11 protein-coding genes are annotated in these 9,656 nt (G+C 69.0%); 7 read left to right on the top strand and 4 right to left on the bottom strand.

Annotated features, from left to right (window positions below; all coding sequences use genetic code 11):
* Positions 1–617 (top strand): amidase family protein (locus D0D37_RS32695; protein WP_244223756.1); only part of this gene is annotated, 617 nt, incomplete at its 5' end.
* Between the two features lie 61 nt (positions 618–678).
* Complete coding sequence (locus D0D37_RS32690) at positions 679–1,164, top strand: MaoC family dehydratase (RefSeq protein ID WP_116204459.1); 486 nt, start codon at positions 679–681, stop codon at positions 1,162–1,164.
* On the opposite strand, the gene D0D37_RS32685 is transcribed toward D0D37_RS32690, so the two are convergent.
* The gene (locus D0D37_RS32685) at positions 1,121–2,350 is read right to left on the bottom strand and encodes an MFS transporter (RefSeq protein ID WP_116204458.1); all 1,230 of its coding nucleotides are present in this window, start codon (positions 2,348–2,350) and stop codon (positions 1,121–1,123) included. The genes D0D37_RS32690 and D0D37_RS32685 overlap by 44 nt on opposite strands.
* A gap of 86 nt (positions 2,351–2,436) precedes the next feature.
* Between D0D37_RS32685 and D0D37_RS32680 the strand changes: the two genes are divergently transcribed.
* Positions 2,437–3,387, top strand: a complete 951-nt coding sequence (locus D0D37_RS32680; RefSeq protein ID WP_116204457.1) for an aldo/keto reductase — start codon at positions 2,437–2,439, stop codon at positions 3,385–3,387.
* Positions 3,388–3,391: 4 nt separating this feature from the next.
* Here the strand turns inward: D0D37_RS32680 and D0D37_RS32675 are convergent, their stop codons facing one another.
* A complete protein-coding gene (locus tag D0D37_RS32675) occupies positions 3,392–4,759 on the bottom strand; it encodes a WS/DGAT/MGAT family O-acyltransferase (protein WP_116204456.1) in 1,368 nt (455 codons plus the stop codon).
* A gap of 171 nt (positions 4,760–4,930) precedes the next feature.
* On the opposite strand from D0D37_RS32675, the gene D0D37_RS32670 reads away from it, so the two are divergent.
* On the top strand, positions 4,931–6,577 hold the full coding sequence (locus tag D0D37_RS32670; RefSeq protein ID WP_162834577.1) for a thiamine pyrophosphate-binding protein: 1,647 nt from the start codon (positions 4,931–4,933) through the stop codon (positions 6,575–6,577).
* Here the strand turns inward: D0D37_RS32670 and D0D37_RS32665 are convergent.
* Positions 6,574–7,023, bottom strand: coding sequence for a MarR family winged helix-turn-helix transcriptional regulator (locus D0D37_RS32665; protein WP_116204455.1), 450 nt, complete (start codon positions 7,021–7,023; stop codon positions 6,574–6,576). The genes D0D37_RS32670 and D0D37_RS32665 overlap by 4 nt on opposite strands.
* 63 nt (positions 7,024–7,086) lie before the next feature.
* On the opposite strand from D0D37_RS32665, the gene D0D37_RS32660 reads away from it, so the two are divergent.
* The 3 genes from D0D37_RS32660 to D0D37_RS32650 are packed head-to-tail and all read left to right on the top strand — an operon-like array spanning position 7,087 to position 8,730.
* Positions 7,087–7,455, top strand: a complete 369-nt coding sequence (locus D0D37_RS32660; RefSeq protein WP_116204454.1) for a VOC family protein — start codon at positions 7,087–7,089, stop codon at positions 7,453–7,455.
* Entirely contained in the window at positions 7,448–8,305 is an 858-nt protein-coding gene (locus D0D37_RS32655) for an NAD(P)H-binding protein (RefSeq protein WP_116204453.1), read from the top strand. Before D0D37_RS32660 ends, D0D37_RS32655 begins: the two co-directional genes overlap by 8 nt.
* Positions 8,302–8,730, top strand: coding sequence for an EVE domain-containing protein (locus tag D0D37_RS32650; protein WP_116204452.1), 429 nt, complete (start codon positions 8,302–8,304; stop codon positions 8,728–8,730). Before D0D37_RS32655 ends, D0D37_RS32650 begins: the two co-directional genes overlap by 4 nt.
* A 139-nt stretch (positions 8,731–8,869) precedes the next feature.
* Here the strand turns inward: D0D37_RS32650 and D0D37_RS32645 are convergent, their stop codons facing one another.
* On the bottom strand, positions 8,870–9,547 hold the full coding sequence (locus D0D37_RS32645) for a GntR family transcriptional regulator (RefSeq protein ID WP_116204451.1): 678 nt from the start codon (positions 9,545–9,547) through the stop codon (positions 8,870–8,872).
* Positions 9,548–9,656 lie beyond the last annotated feature (109 nt).

Genomic DNA, 9,656 nt, shown 5'->3' with positions numbered 1-9,656 from the left:
TGCGCGGGCTGATCGCCGCGTACTCGCCGGCACTCGGTTTCGTTGACGTAGATCCGGAAGTCGCGGCGATCGTCCAGTCGGCAGTGCAGTCGCTCGCCGACGCCGGGTTGCAGGTGGAGCAGGCCGATCCCGGATTCGCCGATCCGAAGGACGCCTTCGACGTGCTGTGGTCGGCAGGCGCGGCGAAATCGCTCGACGCGTTTCCGCCGGGCAGCGAGCCACGGGTCGACCCGGGCCTGCGCCGCGTATGGGAACGGGGACACACCTACTCCGCGGGCGATTACCTCGACGCCACTGCGGAACGCGCCGCGCTCGGCATCCTGATGGGCGAGTTCCACACCCGCTACGACGTGCTGCTCACGCCGACCGTCCCGATCCCGCCGTTCGAGGCGGGCCACGACGTGCCGCCGGGCAGCGGAATGGCCGAATGGCCGGAGTGGACGCCGTTCACCTACCCGTTCAACATGACGCAGCAGCCCTCGATCAGCGTCCCGGCCGGGCGCACCGAGTCGGGCCTTCCGGTGGGCCTGCAGATCGTCGGCCCGCGGCATTCGGACGACCTGGTGCTGGCGGTGGCGAAGCTGCTGGAGGAGGTCCGGCCCTGGGCCGCGCCGTGACGCTCGTTCGGGAGACTCTCGGCACGTTTTCGGGGAAACGAGCTGTGGCAGGCTGTCGCGTATGACCGAGTTCACCGCGCCCATCGACGACCGCTGGTTCGAGGACTACCCCGAGGGATCGGTGTACGAGTTCGGCGACACGACCGTCACCGAAGCGGAGATCATCGAGTTCGCCGAGAAGTACGACCCGCAGAGCTTCCACGTCGACCCGGCGGCGGCGAAGGAGGGTCCGTTCGGCGGGCTGATCGCGAGCGGCTGGCACACGTCGAGCCTGATGATGCGGATGTTCGCCGACCACTACCTGTCGTCGGTCGCGAGCCTCGGCAGCCCCGGCGTCGACGAACTGCGCTGGCCTCGTCCGGTGCGGCCGGGGGACCGGCTGCGGATGCGGGCGACCGTCACCGAGGCGCGGCTGTCGAAGTCGAAGCCCGATCGCGGCCTCGTGCGCACCCGGATGGAACTGTTCAACGGCGACGGCGAGCTGGTGTTCAGCGCGAGCGCGGTCAACTTCCTGTCGGTGCGACCGGTGCCGCGGCCCGGTTCGTGAGCTGCCGGATCTGGCGGCTGCACAGCGCGAGCCCGGTCGAGACGAGGATCAGCACTCCGCACGCGACGAGCACCGGTTCGCGGCCGAAGTGCTGCACGAGGGGACCCGCCGCGATCTGCCCGAGCGGCATCGCGGCGAGCGAACCCAGCATGTCGTAGGAGTACACGCGGGCGAGCCGGTCGGGCGGGATGTGTTCCTGCAGCGAAACGTCCCACGCGACGCTGAACTGCTCCATCGCCAGTCCGGCCACCAGCATCGCGACCAGCAGCGGGACGAGCGACGGCCACCAGCCGAGCGTCAGCACCGGCAGCGCTTCCATCGTCACCAGCAGCACCCCGGCGAACAACGCGTGCCGCGGCCGCCAGTGCGCGGCGACGATCCCGCCGACCAGCGCGCCCGCGGTCTGCGTCGCCAGCGCCAGCCCCCAACCGGACCGCCCGAACGTCTCGTCCGCGACGACCGGCCCGATGACCACGAGCGTGCCGAGCCCGGCGGCGTTGACGAAGGCGAACTGCGCCACCACCACCCACACCCAGGTGCGGGACCGGAATTCGTGCCACCCGGCGACCAGATCGGCGATCGGCCGCCCGCTCGAAGCTCGCTCGGCGCGCGGCAGCCGGACGGCGTGATAGGCGAGTGCGGCGGCGAAGAACAGCAGCGCGTTCACCGCCAGCGCCCAGCCGGATCCGGCCACCGCCACCGCGACCCCGGCGACTCCGGCACCGGCGATGCGGCCGCCGTTGACCAGCAGCCGCAGCAAGGCGTTCGACGGAGCCAGCAGGTCGCGCGGCACGGTCTGCGGAGTGATCGCCGCCGAGGCGGGCAGCGACATCGCCGCGACCGCCCCGTTGACCACGCTCAGCGAGATCAGGAACGGGACCGAACCGAATCCACAAAGGACACTCGCGGCGATCAGCGCCTGGCTGAGCCCGGCCGCGATCTCGGTGCCCTGCAGGATCACCGCGCGCGGCAGCCGGTCCGCGAGCACGCCGCCGAAAAGCAGCAGCAGGATGTTCGCCAGCGACCGGGCCCCGACGACGAGCCCGAGATCGACCGCCGACCCGGTGCGGTCGAGCACCGCGAACGCGAGCGCGACCGGAGCGACCGAGTTGCCGAAGGTGCCGAGCGTCCGCCCGGCGGCGAGGGCGCGGAAACTACGGTGCCGCAACGGCTCCAGGAGGCTCACCGGCCGAGCTTCCCGCGACTGTCAACCGAATAACCATCAGGCGAGACGCGCTCGGCCGGGGGCAGACGGCGTGCTGTGCTCGATTCATGCGGACGACGATTCTTGGCCGCAGCGGCCTCGAAGTGTCCCGGATCGCCTTCGGCACCGGCGGGTTCGACGGTCAGTGGGGCAGCTTCGACGAGGACACCGCGATCGCGGCGATCCGGCGCGCACACGAACTCGGCATCACTCTCTTCGACACCGCACTCGCTTACGGCACCGCCGAAATACTCCTGGGCAAAGCGTTGCGCAGCGAACTGGACCATCGCCGCGACAGCGTGGTCATCGCCACCAAAGGCGGGACGAACCCCGGTTCCGAACGCGTCCGCGATTCGCGTCGGAAATGGCTCGCGCAAGGGGCGGACGACAGCCTGCGCGCGCTCGGCGTCGACCACCTTGACCTGTACCAGATCCATTGGCCCGACCCGCTGACTCCGGCCGCCGAGGTCGCCGGAACGCTGCGGGAGTTCGTGGACGCGGGCAAGATCCGCCACGCCGGAGTGTCGAACTACGACTCCGCGCAGCTCAGCGCATTGAACGACACGGTGGAAACCGTGCAGGTGCCCTACCACCTCTTCCGCCGAGGCGCGGAAACCGATCCGCTCCCGTACGCCCGCGAGCACAACATCGGCGTGCTCGCCTACAGCGCGCTCGGCAGCGGTCTGCTTACCGGCTCGCTGACTGCCGAGACGGTCTTCGATCCGTCGGACTGGCGGTCGCGTTCGTCCGCTTTCCGCGGGGACTCGTTGCGGCACAACCTGAAAATCGACGGCCAGCTCGCCGCTTTCGCCAAGCAGAGAGGCGCAGCGGTGAGCCAGTTGGCCATCGCGTGGACGTTGGCGAAGGTCGACGTCGCCATCGTCGGCGCCCGCCGCCCAGCCAGCATCGAAAACAGTGCGACCGACCTTCAGCTCACCCTGGCCGACCTCGCGGAGATCGACCGGATCGTCGCACCAGCCGTCCCGGTCGGCGGAGCCAGCCCGGAAGGCATCGACTGACCCGTCAAACCCGCGTCGCGAATTCCAGTTCGGCGAGCGCCGTATCCAGATGCGTCAGGATCCGCTGCAAGTGCGGCACACTGCGCCGGCACCCGGTGACCCCGAAGTCGAGGTTGTCCCCGTTGCTGGTCAGCGTGATGTTCAGCGCCTGCCCGTCGAGCAGCACCGACGCCGGGTAGATGCCGTCGAGCGCCGCGCCGTTCCAGTACATCTGCTTGCGCGGGCCGGGGACGTTCGAGATCACCAGGTTGAACGGCGGGCGGGTGTTGCCGACGAAACCGGGGATCGGCGACGCGCCCAGCGGGGCCACGTTGATCCCGGACAGCAGCAGCGTCTGCAGCGGCGTCAGCTGCGAGAACAGCTTCTTGCCGTTCGACATCGATTCGGAGATCGCGGCCAGCCGCTGCGCCGGGTCGGTCAAGTCGGTGGCCAGGTTGCACAGCAGTGCGCCGATGTTGTTGCCGGTCGCGTCGCCGGTGTCGCGGCGGCGCAGCGACACCGGGACCATCGCGATCAGCGGCGCGTCCGGCAGCGCGCTCTGTTCGATGAGGTAGTCGCGCAGCGCGCCGGAGCACATGGCGAGCACGACGTCGTTGCGGGACACGCCCGCGGCGGTCGCGACCTCGCGCACCCGGTCGAGCGGCCAGGACTGCGCGGCGAACCGGCGCGCGCCGCCGATCGGCAGGTTCAACATTGTCTTCGGCGCCTGCATCGGCAGCGTGAGCCGGTGCTCGCGGAACGCCTCGCGGGCCACCTTCGCCGCGGCCGGCGCGATCCCCGCGACCTGCTCGAACGTCTTTCCTACCAGCGAGAATGGCGACGCTGGTGCGCGGCCGTTGTGGTTCGAGGCGGGCTTGTCGCGCGAACCCCACGGCGGCGGGCAGTCCAGGTCCGCCGGGTCGTCCGACAGCGTGCCCTGCAGATGCCGCAGCGCCGAAACGCCGTCCATCAGCGCGTGGTGGATCTTCGAGTACACCGCGAAGCGGCCGTCGCGCAGTCCTTCGATGAGGTGTGTTTCCCACAGCGGCCGGTGCCGGTCGAGCAGCGTGCTGTGCCAGCGCGAGGTGAGTTCGAGCAGTTCGCGAACTCGGCCCGGCTGCGGAAGCGCGGAATGCCGGAAGTGGTAGTCGAGTTCCAGATCGGTGTCCCGCGACCAGCGCACGTGCCCGACCGTGTTCACCGGACGGCTCGGCCGCATCCGGAACACGCTGCGCATGTTGTCCGATTCCAGCAGGCTGCGGCGCAGGTCGCGCAGATAGTCCTCGCCCGCGCCCTCGGGTTTGCGGAACAGCTGGAGCCCGCCCACGTGCATCGGGTGTTCGCGCGTCTCGACCATCAGGAACATCGAGTCGGTCACCGGCATCAACGGCATTGCGCCACCCCTTTCCGCCGCCATGGGGACCTCGGCGTCCCCGGCCCCCGGAGTGTACGCACGAAAAAGGCGGTGTCTCAGATCTCGCGGCCAGGTGGGGGACAGCCGATGACAAACCCTGTCCGGTGACGTGTCTGCAGCTGCTTACGCGAGGCGGATACCATCGCTGGCGTGGCAGGACGGACTGGAGCTCAGCAGCTGGGGGACGCGCTCACGGCTCTCGGGACCGAGGTGGTGTTCGGCCTGCCTGGCGTCCACAACCTGCCGCTGTGGGAGGCGTTGGCGGGCACCGGGATCCGGCTCGTCAACGTCCGGCACGAACAGACCGCGGGTTACGCCGCCGACGGTTATGCGCGCAGGACGGGAAAACTCGGCGTCGCGCTCGTGACCACCGGCCCCGGCGCGGCGAACACGCTCGGCGCGGTCGGCGAAGCGATGGCCTCCGCGGCTCCGGTGCTGGTGATCGCCACGGACATTCCGTCGACGCTGCGCCGTCCGGGGGTCGTGCGCGGGGTGCTGCACGAAACTTCCGACCAGCAGGCGATGTTCGCGCCGGTGACCAAGGCCGGGTTCACCGTGCACCGCGCGGATCAAATCGGCACGACGCTGCACCGTGCCGCCCGGCTCGCGCTGATGCCGCAAAGCGGCCCGGTGTATTTGGGCATTCCGACCGATTTCCTCCGCGAAACCACTCCGCCGCGCGAACCGCCCGCGCCGCCCGCCGAACGTGTGCTCGACCTACCGGACCTGCCTCGCGCGGCCGAACTGCTGGCGTCCGCGCGCCGTCCGCTGATCTGGGCGGGCGGCGGCGCGCTGCGTTCCGAAGCCGGGGAAGCGATCGGGAATCTCGCGCAGCGGCTGGCCGCTCCAGTGCTCACCACGTTCGGCGCGCGCGGTCTGCTTCCGCTCGATCATCCTTGCCTGGCCCCGAATCCGGTGCACGCGCCGGAGGTCGGGCAGCTGTGGGACGAGGCCGACGTGGTGCTCGCGATCGGCACCGACTTCGACGGCCTGATGACGCAGAACTGGCAGATGCCCGCGCCGCCGAAGCTGATCGCGATCAACGTCGACGCTGGTGACGCGGCGAAGAACTACCGCCCGGACGTCACGCTGGTCGGCGATGCCCGCCGGGTCGTCGAATCCCTGCATCTGGAAACGCGGCCTGGTCTGGACGAGCTGACCGCGCGGCTGGCCGGCATCGGCCGCCGGGTGCGCAGGCGCATCCGCGACGAGGAACCGCAGGCCGCCGACTTTCTGTCCACTTTGGAGGAAGTGCTCCCGGCGGACGGAACGATCGTCACGGACATGTGCGTCGCCGGGTACTGGATCGGCGGCTTCCACCGGGTCCGCGCGCCGCGGCGGCTGGCGTACCCGATGGGCTGGGGCACGCTCGGCTACGGCTTCCCGGCGTCGCTCGGCGCGGGCGCGGCGGCCGAGGCGGCTGGCGGCGGACGCGTCCTGTGCGTCACCGGCGACGGCGGTTTCCTTTACGCGGTAGGGGATTTGGCGACGCTTGCCGAGGAACAGCTGCCGGTGACGGTCGTGGTGGTGGACGACGGCGGCTACGGCATGCTGCGTTTCGACCAGGACCAGGAAGGCCTGCCGCACCGCGGAGTCGACTGGGACAGCCCGGATTTCGTCGGACTGGCCCGTTCGTTCGGCGTGCACGCGGACCGGGTGTCCGGCTTCGGCCGCGCGTTTCGCCGGCTGTTGAGCGAATTCGTGGAATCGGACGAGCCGAACGTGCTGGTGGTGCGCGCGAAGCTGAAGCCGCCGCTCAACACTTCGCCGCGGTGGTACCGGAAACCGCGCAGCTAGGCATCGCCGCGTAGGGACCGGGCCATGCTCTGCAGGATCCGGAACGCGGCTGCCTGTTCGGTTTCGGTCAGTCCGGCCAGCATCCTGACCTCGACGGACCGGACCGCCGCGCTCGCTTTCTCCAGGCTCCGCCGTCCGCGCGGCGTGAGCCGGGTGGGAAGCGCTTTCCCGACCGGAGCCTCCGCGGGCCTGGTCACGTAGCCGTCTCGCTCCAGGGCTTGGAGCAGTACGTTCATCGATTGCCGGGTGACGAACGTTCCCCGGGCGAGTTCGGAATTCGACAGGCCCGGCCGTTGCGCCAGCAGTTCGAGGCACGAGTAATGCGTCACGGTCATCCCAAGCGGCCGCAGTACCTCCTCCATCGCTGCCCGCAGCGCGCTCGACGTCTCTTTCAGCAGGTAGCCCAGTGACTTGTTCAGGTCGACACCGCCGCCGTCTTGACTCATGTCAGGATTCTGACATACAGTGGAGCGTGTCAGAAACCTGACACGAAGAAAAGGAGCAATACCGTGCCCGCCATCGGCCCCGACTTCCTCTCGCTCCAGGTCCGCGACCTGGACGCCTCGCAGGCTTTTTACGAGCGGTACCTCGGCCTCGTCCGCTCGCCCGCCGGACCTCCGCACGCCGTCGTCTTCGAGACGAAGCCGATCGCGTTCGCGCTCCGTGACATCGTTCCCGGCACCGATCTCGCCGCCGCTTCCCGGCCGGGCATCGGCGCCGCGATCTGGCTGCTCGCCACCGACGTCCAGGCCATTCACGACGCTCTGGCCGCCGACGGGCACCCGATCGTCTCCGCGCCGATCGACGGGCCCTTCGGCCGGACGTTCACCTTCGCCGACCCCGACGGCTACCACGTCACCCTCCACGACCGTGGCTGACGCGAGCACCCTGGTTTTCGGGGCTACCGGAGCACTCGGCCAGCACGTCCTGGACGCGCTGGTCTTGCGGGGCAGGAGTCCCGAAACGATCACCGCGGCCGGACGGAACCGAGCGCGCCTTGAAGAACTCGCTTCCGCCGGGTTCCGCACCGCTGCCGTCGACCTGTCGGATTCGGCCAGTGTCGCGGAAGTGGTCGCCCGGCACTCGGACATCGTGCTGATCTCGGGTCGCGACCCGAATCGCCTTGCCCAGCACGAGTCAGTCATCGAGGCAGCGAAGAACGCGCAGGTCCGGCACGTTTACTACACCAGCGGAGTCCGAGCCGACGATGATCGGTTCGAGATCAACGCGGACCACTGGGCGACCGAGAAGGCTCTTATCGCTTCCGGCTTGACGTACACGATTCTGCGGAACACGTGGTACATCGAGAACTATGCCCAGTCGCTGGCCGGTCCTCGCTTCACTGGCGTTCTTGCCGCCGCGACCGGCGACGCCGTCGTCGCGGCGGCCAGCCGGAAGGATCTGGCCGAGGCATTGGCCGTCGTGGTCACCACCGACGGCCACGACAATGCCACTTACAGCCTCTCCGGCGACGCCGATTTCACCTACGCCGACATTGCAGAAGCGATGTCCGTCGTGCTGGAGCGAGAGGTCGTTTACCGACCGGTCGCTTCCGAAGAATTGCGGGCGATGCTCCGCAAAACGGGAATGGACGACGAGCTGGTCAGTTTCTTGGCCAGTCTCGACGAAACCATCGCCGCCGGGGTTTTCGCCCGCGTCGGCGACGATCTTTCCCGGCTCCTCGGCAGGCCGACGACCGGTCTCGTCGAAGGGTTGACGGCAAAGTGACCCCTTCCGACCAGCGGTTCTGGATCAACACCGTCACTCTGGACCACGTCGAAGCGGCCGTCGAGGGCGGCTTCACGCAAGCGGATCACGGTGCGGGCAAACGGCTTCGCCAGCCAAGTCCGGGCGACGAGATGATTTTCTATTCGCCGCGTACGAGTTTGCAGGGAGGCAAACCGGTCCGGCAGTTCACCGCGTGGGCCACCATCACTGGCGACAAGCCTTATCAGGCCTATGTCAGCGAAGAATTCCAACCGTGGCGGCTCGCCGTCACGTTCCACGCTTGCCAGCGAGTGGACGCGAAGCCGCTAGTCGAGCAGCTGTCGTTCATCACTGACCCCACGCATTGGGGTTTGCCGTTCCGCCGCGGCTTGTTTCCCATTCCGCAGCAGGACTTCGCGACGATCCACGCGCGCCTGACCGCGTGACGGCACCGCCCCAATGCCGCATTGACGAGACCCTGCGCCCGCAGATGTCCGTGAAGGGCTCCTTGAGGGAATCAGATTCCCGCAAGGAGCCCTTCACGGACCTCCGCAGTCGCGTGCCAGGCCCGTCGGTCAGGCGGAGTCAGTGGTGCGAGTCAGCTTCCCAGCTGAGGAACGCGTCCAGCGTCGCTGACCGGTGCGCCCGCGCGCAGTGCTCGATCCATTCGGCACCGGAACCGGACTGGATGAGATCGAGCAGCTGGTCGTGTTCGGCGACCGAGGCGAGCGCGCGGGCGGGCACGAACGAGAACGTCGAATCCCGGATCGTGGCGAGCCGCGCCCAGCCCTTCTTGACCAGGTCGACCAGGCTGGGGTTGGGGCAGCGGGTGTAGAGCACCTCGTGGAACTCGTGGTTGAGCCGGGTGAACTCGACCGGTTCGAGCTGGTCGAGATTGGCGCGCATCCGGTCGTTGAGTTCGCGTGCCTCGGCGAGGTCGTCCGCCGTCAGATGCGGCGCGGCGAGAGCGGTGGCCGCGCTTTCCACGATCGCGAGCATCTGCATCGTGTGTTCGTAGCCGACCGGGTCTATCGCCGCGACGGTCGCGCCGACGTTGCGCTCGAAGTGCACCAGCCCCTCGGCCTGCAGCAGCCGCACCGCCTCTCGCACCGGGACCGTGCTCACGTCGAATTCCTTGGCCAGCGAACCCAGGACGAGCCGGTGCCCGGCCGGGTACTCGCCGGCGGTGATCCGGGACTTCAGCACCTGGTACGTGTGCTGGCTCTTGCTGAGCCCGCGGGCCTGCTCGTGAGTTGTGGACATCCCTGTCGCCTCCCCTTCGCAGACCCGCCGGGGCGGGGGTGTCCAGGCCACGGTAGCCGGTCCGTTCGCCGTGCTAAATAATATACCATTTGGCCGACGCGGTCGCTGG

Origin of the sequence: Amycolatopsis circi (assembly GCF_003385235.1) — a bacterium.
Taxonomy (GTDB): Bacteria; Actinomycetota; Actinomycetes; order Mycobacteriales; family Pseudonocardiaceae; genus Amycolatopsis; species Amycolatopsis circi.
The sequence above is the reverse complement of the archived record's forward strand: the minus strand, read 5'-3'. Positions and strand labels throughout refer to the sequence as shown.